Here is an 18351-nt window from a genome sequence, read left to right on the forward strand (position 1 = left end):
GATTTGTAGGAATCAATTCTTTTTCGAGGAAACTTTTTGATTCTTTTTTCCATTCCTTGTTTCTTCTATATTACTGTATCGGGAAATTTTTGTCCTTAATGTGTCCGCGTATACAACCACACGAGATTCGTGAACTTTTGTACTTCTGTCTCGCCTGTCACACCTTTAAATAGCCGTTGGAATGGCTTTAACAATTGCTCTAACACGATTTTCCGAAGACGCTCTTGTTTGAGCTCGAACGAAATCGCATCGAATAAATCTCGCTGTTCTTCCGTCATCGCAACATGCTCTTCGATGCGAGCAGCCATCTCGATCAATTCTTCGATTGTTATGAGATGTTTATCTGTCGTCCCACGCATTTGATCGACCGTGACCGGGTTCAAGACGTGCTCTCCTGTCTCCATCATTCGAGCGGCAATCAATTCGACATACGTGTATAAGCTTCGGACGACTTTTTGAGGAGAGTAGGCAGCATTCGTGATTCTGTTCGTAAACAAGATATGTTGCAACATTCCGTTGAAGAGCACTGTCAATTCCATCGAATACGGTCTGACGGACTCTCCGATGATTTCCGTCAAACGCATCGCAATCCACTCGATTTCATAAATGCGATGTTGAAGGACGAGTTTCTTCAATTCATTCTCGTTCGACGACATGATCGATTCAAATAACGCGTGCAAGTTCCGCTCTTCGTTCAATTGAATCAATATCGAAATCTGTTCGATGAAGACGTCACGATCTCGCTTATCCCGCCCCATCTGCATTTCGATTCGGCGTTGCCCTGCATCATATCGTAAGTTCTCGAGGATACTAGCGACACAATCCGTCTTCGATGAGAAGTAATTATAAAACGTCCCTTTGGAGATATTAGCGCGGTCGATGATCTCTTGCACCGATGTGTGCTGTACCCCATTTTCGATGAAGAGAGACATGGCAATATCGGCAACTTTTCTCTTTTTCTCTTTCATATTTTCGTGACTCCGTTCTGTCTAGTTTGTACCTTTACTATAGCACCGAAAACCTTTTTAGACTAATAGTACAAAATGGTTGCTTTATTTATACAACGGGTATAAAATCATTTCATCGACACTTACCAACACATAACTATTTAGAAAATAAAGGAGCCATCCATATGAAACCAGAATTCCAAAAGAAACCGCCTTACGTCATGTTGGCGGTGCTCTTTGCGGGTGCATTCATCGCATTTTTAAACAACTCATTACTGAACGTCGCGCTCCCATCAATCATGGTCGATCTCAAAATTGCAGACTACTCGACCGTACAATGGCTCGCGACAGGCTTTATGCTCGTGACGGGGGTGCTCGTTCCGGCATCCGCCTATTTAATCACTCGTTTTTCAAACCGAAACTTGTTCATTACGTCGATGAGCATCTTCGCCATCGGTACGGCTATCGCGGCCTTCTCGCCAAACTTTGGCTGGTTGTTGAGCGGTCGAATGATTCAAGCCATCGGTGCCTCAACAATGGGACCACTCTTAATGAACGTCATGCTCGTCAGCTTCCCGCGTGAAAAACGGGGGATGGCGATGGGGATTTTCGGACTTGTCATGATCTCGGCACCTGCGATTGGACCGACACTTTCCGGTTATATCGTCGAGTACTATGACTGGCGCGTCTTGTTCGAAATGATTTTACCGCTCGCGATCATCGGTCTCGCGCTCGCTGTTTGGAAAGCAGAGAACGTCATGGTCCAAAATAAAGATCAATCTCTCGACTACTTGTCGCTCGTCTTATCGACACTCGGATTCGGTGGGATTTTATACGGTGTCAGTTCAGCAAGTTCGGACGGCTGGGATAACCCAATCGTCTTGGCGACGATGATTGTCGGTGCCATTTCGTTGATTGCCTTCATCTACCGCCAGCTTCATATGGAAAAACCATTGCTCGACTTACGTGCTTACAAACATCCGATGTTCGCACTCGCGTCAGTCATTGCGATGGTCAACGCGGTCGCAATGTTCTCCGGTATGATTTTGACACCGGCTTACGTCCAAAGCGTACGTGGCATCTCACCACTCGATTCAGGGCTCATGCTTCTCCCTGGTGCGATCATCATGGGAATCATGTCACCGATCACGGGTAAACTGTTTGACCGATTCGGGCCAAAATTATTGGCACTTACCGGTCTGACAATCACCGCGGTATCAACATATATGCTCGCAAACGTCCAACTCGATTCGACCTACACGTACATCGTCTTAACGTACACGTTGCGTATGTTTGGGATGTCGATGGTTATGATGCCGATTATGACTAATGGACTTAACCAGTTACCGACTCGCCTCAATCCACACGGAACGGCCATCAACAACACGGCCCAACAAGTATCTGGCGCGATTGGTACGGCAGTCCTCGTCACCATCATGAACTCGGTGACACGTACGGAGGCTGAATCATTGATGACAGGGGTCGATCCTGCGACACTCACAGAGAGTTCGATGGGTGCCATCACTCAGCAAGCCCTCTTATCTGGGATTCAATATTCATTTTATGTCGCACTTGGGATGAACCTCTTGGCGCTCGTCCTTGCGTTCTTCGTAAAACGAGTGGATGTGCGGAAATTCGATGATCAAGTAGAGACTGTTGAAGAATTGAAACAAGCAAATTAAATGTTGAGAAGCCGCTTTGAATGTTGAATTCAGAGCGGCTTTTTTTAATTTCTCATTTCCTTCATAAATAAATCTGAAATTAAAATTTAATCCTAATATGGTATTATTTCTCAATGGATATGATTCGTTTAGGAGGGTACATATGATGAAAAAAGTGTTTAGCTTGATGATTGTATTTCTTCTGATCACATCTTCTTTTCTCTCGACTGGATCAATCGTTGAGGCGGCCCCGAAGAAGCAGAATCGTGCTATTATGGGAGTATCGGCTTTGACTCCGCAACAAATGGCGGATTACGTAAAAAAGAAGAATCCTCGTGATGTCCGGCTAGTACAAACGTCGGTCGAAGACTTGGCGAACCTCTTCGTCATCATCGGCGCTAAGGAAGGTGTTCGTGGGGATGTCGCGTTCGCTCAAGCACTGAAAGAGACAGGCTACTTTCGATATGGTGGCGATGTACTCCCTGAACAACATAACTATTCCGGAATCGGGACGACTGGGAATGGCGTAAAAGGTCACTATTTCCGTTCACCGCATCAAGGCGTGACTGCTCAAGTTCAGCATCTAAAGGCATACGCCTCACACGATGCACTGAATACGAAACAAGTCGACCCACGCTTCCATCTCGTCAAGCGAGGCTCTGCAACGACGTGGCCATCTCTTCACCAAAAGTGGGCCATGCAGCCGAAAGGAAATTACGGGACCGAGATTCTTTCGATTTATCAAGAAATGTCGAAAATACCAAAACGTGTCGCTAAAGCAAACAGATAAGAAATGTAGGGGTGAAAGAACGTGACGTGCAAACAAGTTAGACTCGCGAGCGGACTCGCATTATTCGTGACCGGCGTGATGTTGTTACTCAAACGCTAATGAGCATTTCGGACAATGGTCCGAGTGCTTTTTTTATGACCGATATTACAAAGGAGGATATCATGAACCCTATTTCATACATACGAAACGAACAACACTGTACCATTCGTCAAGCCTCACAAGACGACGCGAAATCCCTCGCTTTCATTCGTTTGCAAATCGATCAAGAGACGGACTATTTAGACCGCGAACCTGGAGAAGGTGTATTGAGTGAGGAGGCCATTCAATTTCTAATCGATTCTGATTTGAATACCATGAATCGACTATTTCTTATAGCAGAAGTCGATGGGGAAATTGTCGGGTTTGCCCGCTGCGAAGGTAGTGTGCTCGCTCGAAAATCCCACACTGTCGAATTTGGAGTTGGAATTCTGCAAGCGCATTGGGGCCTCGGTTTAGGTTCAGCTATTTTACGATATGTTCTCGATTGGGCGCGAACGGAACGCCTTCATAAAGTCACTTTAAGTGTCATTGAAACAAATATAAAAGCCATAGCACTCTATGAGCGCTACGGCTTCGAAGTCGAGGGCCGATTACGGGACGATAAGCTTATTGATGGACAGCACTTCGATACAATCTTAATGGGATATCTCATTCCATCGGTAACGATACCCGAAAACAAATAACCTGACCCTCTAGCGGTGCGGCCGTCAACCGTCCACCATGCAATAAAATGATTTGGCGGGCAATCGATAGACCCAACCCATCACCTGGCGTGACCCCTCTCGAGGAATCGACACGATATGTGCGATCAAACAGATGAGGAATGGCCTCAATCGTTTCAGTCGTTGTCGCATTCGAGATGGACCACTCAAGCATATCCTCCCTGGTCTGGAGATCAATGTGAATCGGACTCGGTTGCTCCGCATATTTCCATGCGTTCGATAAAAGGTTCTCAAAAGCGCGAATGAGCTGTTCTTGATCCGCTTCCATCCATATATCTGGTCTGATTGAAGTCTGTAAATGAAGACCTCGCTCATTAAACAACGGCTCCATCTCGTGGATAAGTTGCGTCGTCAATAGACTCAGGTTGAGTCTCTGTTTCTTTAGTTGCATATGTGGGGCATAGAGTCGGTTTACGTTCATCAGCTGATCTAGCAAATGTTCAAGCTGATCCGTTTTTTCATTTAGAATACGAAAATGATCTTTTTCTGCAAGCGTCAGTTCCCGATTCATTTGCAGGAGTTGCGTATAGCCTTTGATGCTCGTGAGCGGTGTCCGCAAATCGTGCGACAGGTTGGAGAATAGTTGGTTCCGCTCTTCTTCATGCGCCCGTTCCTTCTCAAATAATTCACTTAATTGAGCTGACATCCGATTCACACTCTCTCCAAGCGACGCGATTTCGTCTCGACCTTCCACTTTGACAGTTCGACCGAGGTCACCGTTTGCAATCTGTTCAATCTCACTCGATAAATACGTGATTTTTCGAAGTGTTTTCCGCATCATCAGTGAAAATCCAATAATAAAGATCAAAATAACAATGAACGTCACCCCTAAAAACATAAGATTGGACGTCAGCGGATCTGGTGTTGTTTCGTTCTCAATGTAGTATAAACTGATCGAATAGCCCATGATTAAAAAAGCAATCGTCGCAATCAATGCATTGACTAAAATGATACCAATCAACTTCACTAGCAAGCGATCCCATTGTCTCCGTCTCATAATCGATACCCCACGCCCCACACCGTCTTGATAATGGTCGGTTTTCGTGGTGTGTCTTCTAACTTTTCTCGGATTTTTGTGATGTGGACCATCACTGTGTTGTCGACCTCAAATGCTGCCTCACCCCACACCGCCTCGTAAATCTGTTCGACTGTTAGGACTTGATTTGGATGACGCATAAAATAGGCGAGAATATCAAACTCTTTCGGTGTAAGTCGAATCAACATCTCATCCTTTCGACATTGTCGCGTCTGTAAATCAAGTGTCACATTTTCAAAGACGAGTGTACTCGTGAGGTCTGCTCGATCTGACCCATAATCACGATATCGTCTGAGTAACGATTTGACACGCAGCGTCACTTCAAGTGGGTTAAACGGTTTTTTAATGTAGTCGTCCGCTCCAACGGAAATGCCTTGCATCAAATCCAAGTCGCTCGTTTTGGCTGTGAGCATCAAAATCGGCATAAACTGCGTCTTTCGAATCTCAATACAAGCTTCAATCCCACCCATGACAGGCATCATCAAATCTAGAATGAGCAAATCGATCGTTTCGGTCGACGCGAGGTCGAGCACTTCTTGTCCATTTTTCGCAAATCGGAGTGCATATCCTTCATTTTTTAAATAGATAGCAAGTAATTCTCGAATCGCTTCATCGTCGTCAGCGATACAGATGACGGGTTGTGAACGCATCTCTTTCCTCCTCGTTTTTCACTAGTAAACTACATTCATTTCCTCTATTAATGAGTGTAACAAACTCAGTAACGGCACTTCCTTTCCAACTTCTTAAGATTTCTTAAGAGAATACTAAAAACTCCTTACGCTTGCGAGTGAATACTAGACAAGGTAAGGAGTGAATTTATTATGGAAATGATCATACATTATGGCATGCTCGCCATCGGCATCATGTTTACCCCATTATCTGACGACGTCTTAATGATCACCCATCTGACGGTCGCGGATGATTTTGTCCCAAGTTGGCTTTTATTTGTCTCCACCTGGATTCTCTTCACGCTCACGTTCGGCTGGTTCTATTTAATCGGGAAAGGGCTTCATCGTATCCTACCCGTGCGACAACGCGAATCTCGTTATCTTAAAAAAGCCGAGGCGCTCTATCAAACATACGGGGCACGCACCATTATGATTTCTTATTTTATTCCCGGCCTTCGGCACCCGCTCCATTACATCGCCGGGTTCACATCGCTCAAACTTCGCACGTATGCGTTCTATACGACTATCTCTGCATTTTTCTATACCGGTGCTTGGTTTCTCGTCATCGGACTGGCCAATCAAATCCCGGCGTTTCAACAGTTTCAAGATTGGGTGTTGTCGTTTTAACTCAGTGTCCTCTGTATTTCCCGAGCGCCCGCATGTTCAAGAGATACAAGACCCCTGCATAGAGAATTAAACCGAGTAAATACACCCAGATGCCTGAGAAGCCACTTCCGTAGACCATCACTTCCTTGATCGCTGTCGCTCCGTAGAAGATTGGCATGATGTAACTCAAGTTCCCGAGACCATATGGAATCAAGTCGAGCGGGATGAGTCCCGAGAAGAACACTTGCGGGATGATGGTGAACGGAATCATCTGAACAACCTGTAATTCTGATCGGGCAAACACCGAGATAGTCGCTCCGAAGAGTACCGCCGTACCCGCCATGAGTAGCATCGTCAACATGACCCACGCCATATTCCCGAGCGAAGACAGACCGAGCACATAAATTGAATAGAGCACGATGAAAATTGACTGAATCACCGCAAACGTTCCGTACCCGAGCGTATATCCTAAAATGACTTGCCCTCGTTTGATCGGAGTCATCAACAGTCGCTCGAGTGTACCCCCACTCCGTTCCTTGACGAGTGCCATCGCAGATAGGATGAACACGAAGAAGAACGAGAAGAGGGATAGGAAGACGAAGCCGAACGAATCGAATGTCGATTGGTCCTCTTCCCCATAGACGAATGACGTATCGATCTCGGCTGCGGGATTGAGCGTCGTCAACGCATCCTGAATTTCACTAACCGCCTTCGACGACTTCGTCGACGGTTCACGTAACGTGATGGTCGTTCCTTCTTGACTCATTTCAAACACGGCATCGACATGTTCATTGTCTTCGATATATGCTTTCGGATCATCGAACGTGGCCTGTTCCACCTCGAGCGTCTCGTCTTCAAACGCATCGACGAGCTGTTCGGGTGCGTTGTCGTCCAGGACGACAGTCGGCACGTAATCCGAGTCCCCGAGTAAGAAGTAGACGAGTGTCAAAATGAGAAGTGGCGCAATCAAAATCAAGGCGACACTTCGTTTATCATTCAACGTCTGAAAGATGACACGTTTCGCCAAGTTACGCATGGTCACCCACCCCCTCTTTCCCGGCAATCAAGAACAGTTCTTCGACGCGGCCGTTCTCGGTCTGGTCAAGCAAATCTTGCACATGGTCATATGCGATCAACCGTCCATTATAGACGAGCGCAGCCCGGTCACATTCGAGCACTTCATCCATGACGTGCGTCGAGACGATGATGGTCGTCCCTTCCGCCCGAATCGTTTGGAACTGATCCCAAATCTGTCGGCGTAAAATCGGATCGATTCCGACCGTCGGTTCATCAAGAAACAACACATCGGGCTTATGCAGGATGGCAATGGCCAAGGAAAGACGCTTCTTCATCCCGCCTGAAAAATTGCGGACGAGCTTATGCCGGTCGTTCGTTAAATCGACAAGGTTGAGCACTTCGGTGATGCGTTCTTGGAGCGCCTTTTTCCCTAACTTATAAATCGATCCGAAGAAGGCGAGGTTCGCTTCGGCCGACAAGTCTTCGTACAAGCCATCGTTCTGCGGCATAAATCCGATTTGTTGGAGCATGTCCATGTTTGGCATCTTCGTTTCGCCGATATGGACACTTCCTTTGTCCGGTGCGAGGGCGCCGATCATGAGTCGGATGAGCGTCGTCTTCCCCGATCCAGATGGTCCGAGCAAGCAGCAAATTTCTCCGGATGGGATGGTGAAGTCGATGTTGTCGATGGCGAGTTGGTCGCCGAACGACTTGTCGACGTGTTGCAGTTGAATGTTCATTTCTGTCACTCCTTTTCGGCGCCTCCTCGTGTATACTCAAGATAATCGACACCGTGTTGGTTTATATGTTCAGTATAGTCCCCGTTCACGGTGGCAACAATCGTCAATATCGGTCATCGTGTCGGTTTTCCGACAGATGCAATGAATGTGTTGAGGAAAAGGAGAAATAATATGGAACAAACTGACTTACGCGTCATCCGAACGAAGAAGCTGATCAAAGATGCCTTCTTTAGTCTCATTGAAGAACAGGGATTTGAAGCCGTCACCGTCAAGCAATTGACTGAACGGGCCGGTATTAATCGGGGAACCTTTTATAGTCACTATGTGGATAAGTTCGAGTTGATGGAGAAATGCGTCGACGAGATCTTTGAAGAGGCTGAACGGAAGTTGATTCATCATCTCCCGCACATCTTTGGAGACGAGCGAACTGATAACTCGTATCATTATCTCGTCCCGTTCATCCGCTTCATCGAAGACAATCAAATCATCATGAAGCCGCTCCTCGGACCAAATGGAGATCCGACGTTCCAGGCAAAACTTCGAAAATTTATGCAGGCTGCCTTGTTTCAGCGCTCCCCGGTAACCTTGTTTGATCCGGACAAGATGATGGTCCCGCCTCCATATCTCGTCGCCTATCTTTCTTCGGCTCACATGGGCGTCATCTATGAGTGGTTAAACAATCCGTCTTCGGAAGAGACAGCGGAAGACATCGCCCGGATTATCTATACGATCACCTATGAAGGACCGCTCGTTGCCGGCGGTGTGAATCTACGAAAATAAGGACAGGTGCTTTACCTGTCCTCCTTTGGAAAGACGACCTTCGCCGTTGTCCCAATCTGTTTCTCACTCGATAATGTAATCTCTCCACCATGTAACTGTACGATTTGACGAGCGATGGCTAGCCCTAGTCCTGAACCGTTGCGATGACGAGATGTGTCGGCCTGATAAAAGCGTTCGAACGCCCGGTCCACTTGTTCAGGTGTCATGCCTTCTCCCTCGTCTCGAATCTCACACGTGATGTGCGTCGCATCCTCTTCCACCAGAAGATGCAGTGTACTTTCTTCATATGCATATTCGACAGCATTTTGAAGTAGATTGATCCAAACTTGCTGAAGAAGTGTAGCATCACCCTTCATCACGACTTCGTCCATAGTCAAATCTAGGTTCATTCGTTTGCGTGTCATCTCTGAATCTAAGGATAAGATTGCCTCCCGGATCTGCTCACTGAGAGACAGTTCCGTCGCATGTAGACCGACAATCGTGTGGTCTAATTTCGCCAGCCGGAGCACGTCTTGTGACAAGCGCGATAGTCGTTTCCCTTCACGCTCAATCTTCGTGACATATTCACTTTGTTTTTCAAAAGGTCCTCCCCGTTTCAACAACGTGGCATACCCTAAAATCGAAGCGACCGGCGTCTTAAATTCATGTGCCATAACGGATGCCAATTCCTCATTCTTCGTTTCATTCGTTTCAAGCGTCTCGGTCATCTGATTGAACTGCTTCGCGAGCATTCCAATCTCATCTGTTGCTACGTCATGAATCCGCACCGATAGGTCTCCAGCGGTCACACGGTTGACGGCATCCGTGACACGGTCGATGCGTCGTGTCATCAGTCGAACTGCGAATAGAATGAGAACACTTGAAATGAGTGCTGTCAGGAACAAGGTCTGTAACGACACGTCACGGAAGATTGAAATCGGATTCTCGTCTGCGTTCGGAGACAACGTGACCACGGTCTCGTCGAGTAAAAAAGCGACTTGTGGAAGACGGTCCGTCTGTGACAGCACTTCACCCCGTTCTAATGTCGCTCGTTCCGAAACGCTCCATTCCGCACGGTCATAACGCATCGTCTGGGCATTCAGTGTCGCGTCATCAAAGAGGTCCAAGACCGCATCAGACGCTAGACCGTAATCTTGTGAGGCCATCTGCATGCTGTCGGCCCGGTCTACCAACATTTCTTCGACTTGTGTCTTCAGTGCATTGAACTGAAAGGTCAAAAAAATCGTGAACGTCAAGAGGATTGGAATCAACAAGAGTCCGAAGAAAATCATTAAAAATCGTCCGTAGATGGTACTAATAAATCGTTTCATCTTTTCAGCTCCAATCGATAACCGAGTCCCCACACCGTACTGATCTGAAATGCATCAATCGGCTTAAGACGCGCACGCAGTCGATTAATATGGACGTCGACCGTTCGGGTCTCACTCTCCGTCTCATATCCCCAAATCCGGTCTAACAGTTGTTGCCGGGTGAAGACTTGATTCAAATGCGTCGCCAAAAAATAGAGGAGTTCAAACTCTTTGCGAGGGAGTTCGATCGTCTCAGAAGTCGTTTCTAACGTCATCGTCGTCTCATCGAGTACGCAGTCGTTCAACTGAATCTGATGACTGTGATGAATGCGCGCTCGTCGTAACAATGCCTCAATTCGTAATTCGAGTTCTTCGAGATCGATCGGTTTCACGACATAGTCATCCGCTCCGGCATGAAACCCTCTCTTTTTGTCATTCATCGCATCGAGGACCGTCAGCATAAGCACCGGGAGCGTATACCCGGCGTCACGTAATTGTCCCGTCAGTTCACGTCCATCCAACCGTGGCATCATCACGTCGGTAATGAGCAAATCGATTGGCTCACGGTCGAGCCAATCGAGTGCTTCTTCTCCATCTTTTGCATGAAGGACACGATAACCGGCCACCGTCAAATAATCGACTAATAAACCGCCGAGCGCCTCATCATCTTCTGCGAGTAAAATGGTGACCATCTGTTTCCCCTTCTTTCTAATGGCTTATACGTTTCGCAACGCTTCAATCGGTTGCAAGTTCGAGGCTTTCCGGGCTGGGATGTAGCCGAATATGACTCCGATGATGACAGAGAAACCGAGTGCCAATCCGACGGTTGAACTTGCCAATGTAAACGGTACGCCCATGACGAGCGTCAGTCCAAAGGCGAGCAGTCCACCAAATAAGACACCGACGAGCCCTCCGAGCATCGAAAGCAGGACGGACTCAAACAAGAACTGTTGTCGAATCTTACCAGGCGTCGCACCGAGTGCTTTACGCAGTCCGATCTCGCTTGTTCGTTCGGTCACCGAAACGAGCATCATGTTCATGATCCCGATGCCTCCGACGAGTAAAGAAATCGAAGCGATGCCAACGAGGAGCATACTGAGAAGCGCATTGATTTGATCGATGGAAGCGAGCGCATCCTCAAAACTCGTTACTGTGAAGGCGTCACGTCCATTGAATGCGGTCGTCAGCTGTTGTGTCACTTCATCCTGTACGACAGCTGATGCACCCGATTCGGTATATAAGTCGAACGTGGCAATCGTCCCTTGATGAAACTGCGTCAGTGCAGTCGTCACAGGGATGACGATCGCCTCGTCTGTTGACATGGAAAATTCCGATGATGGCGCAAGCGTTCCAACGACGATGTAACGAATCCCACCAACAGAGATCTCTTCCCCGAGAGGAGAGGATGTCGGAAACGCCTCTTTCGCAATCGTTTCTCCGAGCAAGGCGACATGCGTCTGTTGATTAACGTCGAGTGGTGTCAATCCGCGCCCGGTTGCGACAACCGAATCGTCTTTGAAGAACGCTTCACTTTTCCCAAGAATGGTTTGCTGTTCCGTCTGCCCCGATACATATACATCGGTCATTTGACTCAATGTCGGGGAGATTGAGGCGACCCCCTCAATGGCTTCGAGCCGATCCATGTCCGCCATACTGACACCGGATTTCCCATCCTCTCCGATTTGAACGGTCATACGATCAGCTCCAAACGTCGCGACTTCATCGTTAATGGAATCGGTCACACCGGAAATGATCGTCATCAAGGCAATAATCGAAGCCGTCCCGATGACAATCCCTAAAATCGTCAAGAAGGAGCGCATCTTGTGACTGATGACCGTCAACCAAGCCATGCGTATATTTTCTCGAATCATCGCACCCGTTCCTCCTTTTCAATCTTCCCGTCACGCACATGTACGATACGAGTCGCTTCTTTGGCGATATCGATATCATGGGTAATCATGATGATCGTCTTTCCCTCCGCATGTAGCTCGTGAAAGAGCGCCATAATTTGACGACCGTTCGTTTGATCTAACGCACCCGTCGGCTCATCCGCGAGAAGAAGCGATGGATTCGTCACGAGCGCCCGAGCGATAGCGACACGTTGCTGCTGACCACCTGATAACTGATTTGGAAAGTGGTCCATCTTATCGCCTAATCCGACACGCGCTAACATCTGTCGAGTTCGTTCCTGTCTTTCCGCTTTTGAAGATCGTTGATAAATGAGCGGAAGTTCCACGTTCTCTCGAGCACTCAACCGAGGAAGTAGATTGAATTGCTGAAAGATAAATCCGATGCGTTCGTTTCGAAACAGAGAAAGCTCCGTTTCGGACAATCCGGTCACATCCTTGTTCCCAAACCGGTAACGACCGCTCGAATAACCATCGAGACAACCAAGGATGTTCATGAGTGTCGACTTTCCAGAGCCGGATGGTCCCAAAATGGCGACGAACTCTCCTTCTTTCACCTCTAAATCGATTCCTCGTAATACGGTCTGCTGATTGTCACCCTCACCGTACGATTTGGTCAATTGTTCGACCGAGATGAGTGTCGTCATCATTGCCCACCTCCGATTCGTGGAGGCATCAACCCTCCACTCGTCGTCTCATCGAGTAAGAGTACTTCGGTCTCGTCTAATCCATCTTTGATCTCGACTCGACTTCCGTCTGTCAACCCAAGCTCGACCTGTTGTTTCACCGGACCCTCGTCTCCTTGCACATACACGTATGCATCCTCATCCTCAAACATGATGCTGTCGAGCGACAAGGTCTCTGCATCTTCAGCGCGATCGACGACTAGACTGCCTTCTAACGTCATCCCATTCCGTAAATTGTCTGTCTCAGGGAAAGTCACGGTCATCGCATAGCGAGCGGATGCGCCTGGTGTCGTCATCGGTTCAGCTTCCTCTGCGATGACGTCGATTGTTCCATCTACCTCGGTGTCGAGCGCCGTCACATAGATCGTCAACGCATCCCCTTCATTCACTTTGCCGATATCTCGCTCATCGACCATGAATCGACCTGTCGTCTCATCCCCGACTGCCGTGACCTGCCCCGCAAACGTGTAACGATTTTCAATCGTCTCAACCGCGACGGCTTCCGTTTTATAGTCGGTCGCATCCGGCATCAAGAAGACTCCAGCTCCTAATGTAAGGGCGAGCACACCAATCCCCATGCCCCATTTCACTTTTTTGTTCATCTTGTGTTCCTCCTTATTGTTGATATGTTAAGGATAAACACAAGTTGTAAACAAATTATAAACGCCTCTCGCGATAAACGAGAGGCGTTCACTTACGAAACGCGAACGTGCACGTGTAAGTTCTCATTTGCTTCAGTTGTCGTCTGGTATGCGTTCTGTACTGCCTCCAGATCATGCCAGGCGATGCGGTATGACTTTCCTCGCATTCCTTCAAACTCGAAGGCGAGATGTTGTAAATCCGACATACTTAGGATACGGTCAAACGGTCTACCTGGACCATCCCATTCCAGTTGGTTCGCCGAATCCTTTAATACGAGGTCGAGTCCATGCATCACTTTTTCTTTGATCAATTGTCCATCCGCCGCAACACGCATCCCGTCTTGAATATCATGCATCCGACACGATTCGATATCATCAAACGGGATGGTGATTTCATCCCCGTTCGCAAAGTGAAGTGTGATTGTTTTTACGATCATCTTAAATTCCTACCTTCATCTAGACTCCGTCCTATGCTTCTAGCCTAACTATACAAAACTTTTTCCGATTCAGGGATGACATCTTTGTGGATGTGGCAAATCCGTAAATGCATGTTCGTTTCATTTAGAAACGGGAATAGAAGAGGTAGCACTCATTCTGTTTTTTGAAAATAACACTTCGGAAAGGCGGCGAATATATGCCATCAGTGGATAAGTCGGTCATCGTCATAGGCGGAGGGCTCGGCGGATTGTCAGCAGCCATCTCACTCGCTCAAAAAGGTTACGACGTCTCACTCTACGAAAAGAATGATCACATTGGCGGGAAAGTGAATCGGCTCGAACAAGACGGATTCGGTTTCGACCTCGGACCCTCAATATTAACTATGCCCCACATCTTCGACAAATTGTTCCGCGGAAGCGGGAAACGGATGGAAGACTATGTGTCCATCAAACGACTTGAGCTCGAATGGCGCTCTTTCTTCCCGGACGATACCGTCCTCGACCTCTACCATGACCTCGAACAAATGCAACGGGCGAATCCTTCCCTCTCTCGAAAAGACATGCAAGAATATCGTGAACTGTTGAATTATGCAGCGCGCATCTATAAGACGACCGAGAAGAGCTATTTGGCCGAAGGGTTTGAGTCGCCTTTAGAAGCAGTCATGAAAACAGGCATCTTCCCGACCCTATTCGGATTCGACTTGACGTCGACGATGTATAGCGCCATCAAGAAACGGATCAGTAACCCTCATCTTCGGGACATGCTCTCGTATTACGTCAAATATGTCGGGTCGTCTCCGTATAACGCACCCGCTGTCTTAAATATGATGATTTACATGCAATATGCCCAAGGCTGTTGGTATGTCGAAGGCGGGACCCATAAGCTCGCGGAAGGCTTGACGAAGCTCGCCGAAGAAATCGGTGTGAAGCTACATACCGGAGAAGGCGTGGTTCGTGCCCATACGGTGAATGAGAAAGTGACCGCCATCGAGCTCGAGGACGGACGTCTCCGTTCCGCTGATTATTTTGTCTCGAACATGGAAGTCATCCCGTTCTATCAGAAGATGGTCGACGCGGACAAACAGTATGTCGACAAACTCGTCGATAAATACGAACCGGCGAGTTCCGGATTCGTCCTCCATCTCGGGGTGAAAAAAGCCTATCCACAACTGGCACATCATAATTTCTTCTTCTCTGAGAACCTACATGAACAAATGGATAAAATCTTTGAGAAACATGAACTTCCGGACGACCCGACGATTTACCTCGTCAACGTCAACAAGACCGACCCGACCCAAGCGCCACCAGGACACGAGAACATCAAAATCTTGCCACACATCCCGTATATCCAAGATGAACCGTTCACGGAAGAAGAATATGCCGCTTTTGAAGAGCGTGTACTCGACAAATTGGAACGGATGGGCCTCGATGGTCTGCGTGAACATACGGTGACACGCGACGTGTGGACGCCGCACGATATCGAGCGGACGTACGGATCGGACCGAGGTGCCATTTATGGAACGGTCGCCGACAAGAATCGGAACGGTGGCTTCAAGCATAAGAAACAGAGTGAACTTTACCACAACCTCTACTTCGTCGGCGGGACCGTCAACCCAGGTGGCGGTATGCCGATGGTGACGTTGAGCGGTCAGCAAGTGAGCGACAAGATTGCGAAACGTGACAAAGTGAAATGATTTTCTTTCATCCCTCATTCGATATGAGGGATTATTTTTTGAAACTTTTTCCAATAACCTTCCGTATATTGTGCTACGATACAAACAATCAAATAGACAAGCGGAGGAACAGGATGCATCAAATCACAAGTTATTTCTTTATGTATGCCAAAGTTGTCGTCACGGATAAAGTTCCATTCATTTGGACATTCGTAATCCCACTCGTTATCGCCTTGACGCAGTCATTTTCAGATATTCGCCAAGCAACGACAGTGGAATACTACCCAGGGCTCTCTTATTTCTGGGTGTATATTATTCTTGCTACATATGTGAACGGTGTCGGCGTAGAACTCGCCCGTATGCGTGAATACGGACTGATGAAAACGTACGTGATGATCTCAGGCAACAAACTGACGTATGTCATCGCTGTCATCTTGGCGCAACTCTTATTCGCCTCCATCAGCTTAACTTTATTCACAACGGTCGTCACGCTCGTACACGGGTTCTTTTCGTTCAAGTTGATTGCAACGTCTCTACTCGTATTGATTGGCAGTATCCCGTTCGCGGTTGCCAGTGTCGCCATCACGACACTTCCAGTGAAAGTATCGAGTCTCGGGACTTTCGCGAACATACTGATGTTCCCACTCTTTTTACTGGCGATCAAGTCACCTGATCAATGGTTCAGCTTCCTCAACCCGTTCTACGCGCTTCACGAATTCGCGCTCGGGTTGCTGCATCTGACGACTCAAGTCGAGCTCTCGTTCGGAGTATGGGCGACAGGCCTCTCTGTACTTGGGTATTTCATCATCGGCGCGATTGCGTTGAAACGCTTCAGTCTCGTCTCACTCATCACACGCTAGGAGGTTCTTATGCACGTAAACCAACTCACTTATCGCTATCCGAAAGCGACACGTCCTGTTCTCGATGACGTCTCGTTCACGCTACAACCAAACAAATTGAACGTCTTGATTGGACAGAACGGTGCCGGAAAGACGACCCTGTTTGATTGTATGACGGGTACCCTTCCCGTCGACAAAGCGTCACTTGACCTCGTCCCGACGACGGACATGCTCTATTTGACGCAACTCATGTACAACCATCATGAGTTGACGGGGAAAGACTTCGCCTATTTCATCGGACGTCTGTCGCAACGTCCCGACTTCAAGAAACTCGAATCGTATATGAATAACCTTTCAACTTCTCGCGAACAAGAACTGTTCGAACATCTATGGACGATGAAGCTCGGGAAGATGTCGGTCGGGGAGAAGAAATGGCTCTTCGTGACGCTCTTATCTTCAATCAAACGTTCTCTCTATTTATTTGATGAGCCGACGAGCGGGGTCGACCCGGCGTCCCGCATTCAAATCATGCGCCGCCTGCAACGACTCGTCGATGAGGGCAAGACATGTCTCATCTCCACACATCAGTTACATGACTTGGTTCAACTTGATGCCCATGTCATCTTCCTGCATGGTGGACGCGTTTTGTATGAAGGGGACTTCCAAGACTGGCTCGACGAGTCTGGAACGACCGACCCGGACGAAGCGTTCGTTCGGATGGTTGACACGCCGCTTGACGATGTCGCGGTGACACGATGAATGAATCGTTTTGGGAACGATACCGGTTCACATTCTATACACTCGGAATGGTCGTCTGCGGTCTTCTCGTTGCGATGTTCTCATGAAAAAGCTCAGCCTCTGACGCGTGTCAGGGGCTGAGTTTCTGTTCTCGATGTGCGCGTCGTAGTTCCCGATTCGTCACATGCTCCGGGTCCGCTTCACGCAGTTTACGGTCCATCGACACGTACAAGATGAGAAACGGAATGATGCCAATCAATGCGACACCGAGTAGTTCTTGCATCGAATCGAATACGAACCAAGTGAGGAAGGTGAATACACCAAGTGACATAAACATGGCGACGATGATTTGAAATTCTCGACGGACGAGGCGTTGGTATTCCTCGTCTTCGTTAAATGTACGTAACAGCTTCATCCGTCGCCACGCTTGATAAAGCATCGGCAGTTGGGCCACGAGGAAAGACAAGGCAACCGTCGTCACCGTGACACCTTTTATGACCGAAACAACGAGAAGGAGAAACAGACCGATGATGCCAAATAGTGTGCTGCTCCCTCGTGCGTCGAGATCCTGTTCGACCATTTTAGGGAGACGCTCTTGTTTATTCATCACGCTTCACTTTTTCGTTTCTTCCGTTGTAGCTGGACATGACCGAGTTCGACACCCGTCACGTGTAACGGATCGATTTCTTTTAACTTGCGGTCGATTGGAAAACTGAGAATCAACAGAACCATGATTCCAATAAATGCAACGATGACGAACGTGAACAATGAAATCCACTCAAGCTCCACACTGGTAATCAGTATGAGAACAAGTAACGGCGAGGTAAGACCCAATAAAAATTCGGATCGCACGAGTTGTTGATACCGTTTGTCTTCGTTAAATGACAGTAATAACTTCTTGCGGTGCCATGATTTATATAGGGCAGGAAATTGTCCGAAAAAAATCATGGCATACAACAAGAAGACGTTCGTCGTCCATATATAGAAGAAGGTCAAGACGATGGCCCCAACCAATGGAAGGGTCAATTGTTTCTTTCGTTTCTTATCATCCTTCAACATCCGTTCTAATCTAACTTCATGGTCTACCATCGAATCCCCCTCATGTGTTTTCGTTATTTTTCTATACGAAAATTAT

Annotated in this window: 21 protein-coding genes; 8 read left to right on the forward strand and 13 right to left on the reverse strand. The window is 47.8% G+C overall.

Translation table 11 applies throughout. From position 1 onward, the window contains the following. Positions 1-95: 95 nt before the first annotated feature. A complete protein-coding gene (locus ACFO4U_RS14175; RefSeq protein WP_215244380.1) occupies positions 96-968 on the reverse strand; it encodes a TetR/AcrR family transcriptional regulator in 873 nt (290 codons plus the stop codon). Between the two features lie 164 nt (positions 969-1132). On the opposite strand from ACFO4U_RS14175, the gene ACFO4U_RS14180 reads away from it, so the two are divergent. The 3 genes from ACFO4U_RS14180 (at position 1133) to ACFO4U_RS14190 (ending at position 4120) form a co-directional block, all read left to right on the forward strand. Then, entirely contained in the window at positions 1133-2629 is a 1497-nt protein-coding gene (locus ACFO4U_RS14180; protein ID WP_215244381.1) for an MDR family MFS transporter, read from the forward strand. A 145-nt stretch (positions 2630-2774) separates the two neighbouring features. Then, entirely contained in the window at positions 2775-3398 is a 624-nt protein-coding gene (locus tag ACFO4U_RS14185) for a glucosaminidase domain-containing protein (protein WP_244150650.1), read from the forward strand. A gap of 161 nt (positions 3399-3559) precedes the next feature. Then, a complete protein-coding gene (locus ACFO4U_RS14190; protein WP_215244382.1) occupies positions 3560-4120 on the forward strand; it encodes a GNAT family N-acetyltransferase in 561 nt (186 codons plus the stop codon). Here the strand turns inward: ACFO4U_RS14190 and ACFO4U_RS14195 are convergent. Next, on the reverse strand, positions 4086-5156 hold the full coding sequence (locus tag ACFO4U_RS14195; RefSeq protein ID WP_215244383.1) for a HAMP domain-containing sensor histidine kinase: 1071 nt from the start codon (positions 5154-5156) through the stop codon (positions 4086-4088). The two genes, ACFO4U_RS14190 and ACFO4U_RS14195, sit on opposite strands and share 35 nt — an antisense overlap. Next, positions 5153-5845, reverse strand: coding sequence for a response regulator transcription factor (locus tag ACFO4U_RS14200; RefSeq protein WP_015880656.1), 693 nt, complete (start codon positions 5843-5845; stop codon positions 5153-5155). Before ACFO4U_RS14200 ends, ACFO4U_RS14195 begins: the two co-directional genes overlap by 4 nt. A 171-nt stretch (positions 5846-6016) precedes the next feature. Here ACFO4U_RS14200 and ACFO4U_RS14205 point away from each other — a divergent pair, with 171 nt between their 5' ends. Further along, complete coding sequence (locus ACFO4U_RS14205; RefSeq protein ID WP_215244384.1) at positions 6017-6490, forward strand: DedA family protein; 474 nt, start codon at positions 6017-6019, stop codon at positions 6488-6490. A 1-nt stretch (position 6491) separates the two neighbouring features. Here ACFO4U_RS14205 and ACFO4U_RS14210 read toward each other — a convergent pair whose 3' ends face one another. Both ACFO4U_RS14210 and ACFO4U_RS14215 read right to left on the reverse strand, forming a co-directional pair. Beyond that, on the reverse strand, positions 6492-7505 hold the full coding sequence (locus ACFO4U_RS14210; protein ID WP_215244385.1) for an ABC transporter permease: 1014 nt from the start codon (positions 7503-7505) through the stop codon (positions 6492-6494). After that, complete coding sequence (locus tag ACFO4U_RS14215; RefSeq protein ID WP_159563440.1) at positions 7498-8226, reverse strand: ABC transporter ATP-binding protein; 729 nt, start codon at positions 8224-8226, stop codon at positions 7498-7500. The genes ACFO4U_RS14210 and ACFO4U_RS14215 overlap by 8 nt, the downstream gene beginning before the upstream one ends. A gap of 171 nt (positions 8227-8397) precedes the next feature. Between ACFO4U_RS14215 and ACFO4U_RS14220 the strand changes: the two genes are divergently transcribed. Beyond that, positions 8398-9006, forward strand: coding sequence for a TetR/AcrR family transcriptional regulator (locus ACFO4U_RS14220; protein ID WP_084543010.1), 609 nt, complete (start codon positions 8398-8400; stop codon positions 9004-9006). Positions 9007-9017: 11 nt separating this feature from the next. Here the strand turns inward: ACFO4U_RS14220 and ACFO4U_RS14225 are convergent, their stop codons facing one another. The 6 genes from ACFO4U_RS14225 to ACFO4U_RS14250 all read right to left on the reverse strand — a co-directional run bounded on the left by ACFO4U_RS14225 (position 9018) and on the right by ACFO4U_RS14250 (position 13966). Continuing rightward, positions 9018-10316, reverse strand: coding sequence for a HAMP domain-containing sensor histidine kinase (locus ACFO4U_RS14225; protein WP_074034752.1), 1299 nt, complete (start codon positions 10314-10316; stop codon positions 9018-9020). Continuing rightward, positions 10313-10987 (reverse strand): response regulator transcription factor, encoded by a 675-nt coding sequence (locus ACFO4U_RS14230; RefSeq protein ID WP_074034753.1) that lies wholly within the window; start codon positions 10985-10987, stop codon positions 10313-10315. Before ACFO4U_RS14230 ends, ACFO4U_RS14225 begins: the two co-directional genes overlap by 4 nt. 24 nt (positions 10988-11011) lie before the next feature. Further along, the gene (locus ACFO4U_RS14235) at positions 11012-12166 is read right to left on the reverse strand and encodes an ABC transporter permease (RefSeq protein ID WP_214691536.1); all 1155 of its coding nucleotides are present in this window, start codon (positions 12164-12166) and stop codon (positions 11012-11014) included. After that, entirely contained in the window at positions 12163-12849 is a 687-nt protein-coding gene (locus tag ACFO4U_RS14240) for an ABC transporter ATP-binding protein (protein WP_084543011.1), read from the reverse strand. Before ACFO4U_RS14240 ends, ACFO4U_RS14235 begins: the two co-directional genes overlap by 4 nt. Continuing rightward, the gene (locus ACFO4U_RS14245) at positions 12849-13490 is read right to left on the reverse strand and encodes an efflux RND transporter periplasmic adaptor subunit (RefSeq protein ID WP_215244386.1); all 642 of its coding nucleotides are present in this window, start codon (positions 13488-13490) and stop codon (positions 12849-12851) included. The genes ACFO4U_RS14240 and ACFO4U_RS14245 overlap by 1 nt, the downstream gene beginning before the upstream one ends. Positions 13491-13582: 92 nt before the next feature. Beyond that, positions 13583-13966 (reverse strand): hypothetical protein, encoded by a 384-nt coding sequence (locus ACFO4U_RS14250; protein ID WP_215244387.1) that lies wholly within the window; start codon positions 13964-13966, stop codon positions 13583-13585. 197 nt (positions 13967-14163) lie between these two features. Here ACFO4U_RS14250 and ACFO4U_RS14255 point away from each other — a divergent pair, with 197 nt between their 5' ends. The 3 genes from ACFO4U_RS14255 to ACFO4U_RS14265 all read left to right on the forward strand — a co-directional run bounded on the left by ACFO4U_RS14255 (position 14164) and on the right by ACFO4U_RS14265 (position 17237). Next, positions 14164-15660, forward strand: coding sequence for a phytoene desaturase family protein (locus ACFO4U_RS14255; protein ID WP_215244388.1), 1497 nt, complete (start codon positions 14164-14166; stop codon positions 15658-15660). 113 nt (positions 15661-15773) lie between these two features. Then, on the forward strand, positions 15774-16499 hold the full coding sequence (locus tag ACFO4U_RS14260) for a hypothetical protein (protein WP_215244389.1): 726 nt from the start codon (positions 15774-15776) through the stop codon (positions 16497-16499). A 9-nt stretch (positions 16500-16508) separates the two neighbouring features. Further along, entirely contained in the window at positions 16509-17237 is a 729-nt protein-coding gene (locus ACFO4U_RS14265; RefSeq protein ID WP_215244390.1) for an ATP-binding cassette domain-containing protein, read from the forward strand. Positions 17238-17346: 109 nt separating this feature from the next. On the opposite strand, the gene ACFO4U_RS14270 is transcribed toward ACFO4U_RS14265, so the two are convergent. Next, entirely contained in the window at positions 17347-17823 is a 477-nt protein-coding gene (locus ACFO4U_RS14270) for a hypothetical protein (protein ID WP_215244391.1), read from the reverse strand. Next, positions 17823-18305 carry a hypothetical protein gene (locus ACFO4U_RS14275; protein WP_215244392.1) on the reverse strand — a complete coding sequence of 161 codons (483 nt, stop codon included), beginning with the start codon at positions 18303-18305 and terminating at the stop codon, positions 17823-17825. Before ACFO4U_RS14275 ends, ACFO4U_RS14270 begins: the two co-directional genes overlap by 1 nt. Positions 18306-18351 lie beyond the last annotated feature (46 nt).

The organism is Exiguobacterium profundum (assembly GCF_042652865.1).
In the GTDB taxonomy this organism is placed as follows: Bacteria; Bacillota; Bacilli; order Exiguobacteriales; family Exiguobacteriaceae; genus Exiguobacterium; species Exiguobacterium profundum.

Coding starts and splice junctions, on each gene's coding strand:
- ACFO4U_RS14175 (WP_215244380.1), bottom strand. CDS start 968: ATGAAAGAGAAAAAGAGAAAAGTTGCCGATATTGCCATGTCTCTCTTC.
- ACFO4U_RS14180 (WP_215244381.1), top strand. CDS start 1,133: ATGAAACCAGAATTCCAAAAGAAACCGCCTTACGTCATGTTGGCGGTG.
- ACFO4U_RS14185 (WP_244150650.1), top strand. CDS start 2,775: ATGAAAAAAGTGTTTAGCTTGATGATTGTATTTCTTCTGATCACATCT.
- ACFO4U_RS14190 (WP_215244382.1), top strand. CDS start 3,560: ATGAACCCTATTTCATACATACGAAACGAACAACACTGTACCATTCGT.
- ACFO4U_RS14195 (WP_215244383.1), bottom strand. CDS start 5,156: ATGAGACGGAGACAATGGGATCGCTTGCTAGTGAAGTTGATTGGTATC.
- ACFO4U_RS14200 (WP_015880656.1), bottom strand. CDS start 5,845: ATGCGTTCACAACCCGTCATCTGTATCGCTGACGACGATGAAGCGATT.
- ACFO4U_RS14205 (WP_215244384.1), top strand. CDS start 6,017: ATGGAAATGATCATACATTATGGCATGCTCGCCATCGGCATCATGTTT.
- ACFO4U_RS14210 (WP_215244385.1), bottom strand. CDS start 7,505: ATGCGTAACTTGGCGAAACGTGTCATCTTTCAGACGTTGAATGATAAA.
- ACFO4U_RS14215 (WP_159563440.1), bottom strand. CDS start 8,226: ATGAACATTCAACTGCAACACGTCGACAAGTCGTTCGGCGACCAACTC.
- ACFO4U_RS14220 (WP_084543010.1), top strand. CDS start 8,398: ATGGAACAAACTGACTTACGCGTCATCCGAACGAAGAAGCTGATCAAA.
- ACFO4U_RS14225 (WP_074034752.1), bottom strand. CDS start 10,316: ATGAAACGATTTATTAGTACCATCTACGGACGATTTTTAATGATTTTC.
- ACFO4U_RS14230 (WP_074034753.1), bottom strand. CDS start 10,987: ATGGTCACCATTTTACTCGCAGAAGATGATGAGGCGCTCGGCGGTTTA.
- ACFO4U_RS14235 (WP_214691536.1), bottom strand. CDS start 12,166: ATGATTCGAGAAAATATACGCATGGCTTGGTTGACGGTCATCAGTCAC.
- ACFO4U_RS14240 (WP_084543011.1), bottom strand. CDS start 12,849: ATGACGACACTCATCTCGGTCGAACAATTGACCAAATCGTACGGTGAG.
- ACFO4U_RS14245 (WP_215244386.1), bottom strand. CDS start 13,490: ATGAACAAAAAAGTGAAATGGGGCATGGGGATTGGTGTGCTCGCCCTT.
- ACFO4U_RS14250 (WP_215244387.1), bottom strand. CDS start 13,966: ATGATCGTAAAAACAATCACACTTCACTTTGCGAACGGGGATGAAATC.
- ACFO4U_RS14255 (WP_215244388.1), top strand. CDS start 14,164: ATGCCATCAGTGGATAAGTCGGTCATCGTCATAGGCGGAGGGCTCGGC.
- ACFO4U_RS14260 (WP_215244389.1), top strand. CDS start 15,774: ATGCATCAAATCACAAGTTATTTCTTTATGTATGCCAAAGTTGTCGTC.
- ACFO4U_RS14265 (WP_215244390.1), top strand. CDS start 16,509: ATGCACGTAAACCAACTCACTTATCGCTATCCGAAAGCGACACGTCCT.
- ACFO4U_RS14270 (WP_215244391.1), bottom strand. CDS start 17,823: ATGAATAAACAAGAGCGTCTCCCTAAAATGGTCGAACAGGATCTCGAC.
- ACFO4U_RS14275 (WP_215244392.1), bottom strand. CDS start 18,305: ATGGTAGACCATGAAGTTAGATTAGAACGGATGTTGAAGGATGATAAG.